Origin of the sequence: Janthinobacterium sp. CG_23.3 (assembly GCF_046115965.1) — a bacterium.
Classification (GTDB): Bacteria; Pseudomonadota; Gammaproteobacteria; order Burkholderiales; family Burkholderiaceae_D; genus Janthinobacterium.
Map to the genome: position 1 here is coordinate 1 of NZ_JBJXIB010000267.1, position 1,375 is coordinate 1,375.

1 rRNA gene is annotated in these 1,375 nt (G+C 49.2%); it reads left to right on the forward strand.

The features are described from left to right. Positions 1-215: 215 nt before the first annotated feature. Positions 216-1,375, forward strand: a 23S ribosomal RNA gene (locus ACFDR9_RS27690); the annotation flags it as partial.

Consider the following 1,375-nt stretch of genomic DNA (forward strand, 5'->3'; position numbering starts at 1 on the left):
GGATTTAGGTTTGGTCTTTTCAAGATTATTGGCTGTTTCGTTCTTTAACAATTTGGAAGAAGTAAAGTTTTATTTGACCGGCAGGAATGCCGGTCATGGGTAGTGATTGTATTATCAACAAACATGATTCAAGCAATTGAATCTGGCAACGCTGTACTTTCTTATCTTTGTACCGTTTCTTTCGGCGCGCAAGCGGCGAGAGGCTAACGTTATAGGGACAAGCGAATAAGTGCACATGGTGGATGCCTTGGCGATTACAGGCGATGAAGGACGTAGTAGCTTGCGATAAGCTGCGGGGAGCGAGCAAACACGCTTTGATCCGCAGATTTCCGAATGGGGAAACCCACCCTTTTAGGGTATTGCATACTGAATACATAGGTATGCAAGGCGAACGCGGCGAACTGAAACATCTAAGTAGCTGCAGGAAAATAAATCAACCGAGATTCCCAAAGTAGCGGCGAGCGAAATGGGAAGAGCCTGCATGATTTAGCACGACGCATAGTGGAATCCCCTGGAAATGGGAGCCGTAGACGGTGATAGCCCGGTACGCGAAATGCGATGTGTGGAACTAAGTATGCGACAAGTAGGGCGGGACACGTGACATCCTGTCTGAATATGGGGGGACCATCCTCCAAGGCTAAATACTCGTAATCGACCGATAGTGAACCAGTACCGTGAGGGAAAGGCGAAAAGAACCCCGGAAGGGGAGTGAAATAGATCCTGAAACCGTGTGCATACAAACAGTAGGAGCGGACTTGTTCCGTGACTGCGTACCTTTTGTATAATGGGTCAGCGACTTACATTCAGTGGCAAGGTTAACCGCATAGGGAAGCCGTAGAGAAATCGAGTCCGAATAGGGCGTCCAGTCGCTGGGTGTAGACCCGAAACCAAGTGATCTACTCATGGCCAGGATGAAGGTGCGGTAACACGCACTGGAGGTCCGAACCCACTAATGTTGAAAAATTAGGGGATGAGCTGTGGGTAGGGGTGAAAGGCTAAACAAACTTGGAAATAGCTGGTTCTCTCCGAAAACTATTTAGGTAGTGCCTCAAGTATCACCATCGGGGGTAGAGCACTGTTATGGCTAGGGGGTCATCGAGACTTACCAAACCATTGCAAACTCCGAATACCGATGAGTGCGAGCTTGGGAGACAGACGTCGGGTGCTAACGTCCGGCGTCAAGAGGGAAACAACCCAGACCGCCAGCTAAGGTCCCAAAGATTGGCTAAGTGGAAAACGAAGTGGGAAGGCTAAAACAGTCAGGATGTTGGCTTAGAAGCAGCCATCATTTAAAGAAAGCGTAATAGCTCACTGATCGAGTCGTCCTGCGCGGAAGATGTAACGGGGCTAAGCCAGTCACCGAAGCTGCGGATAT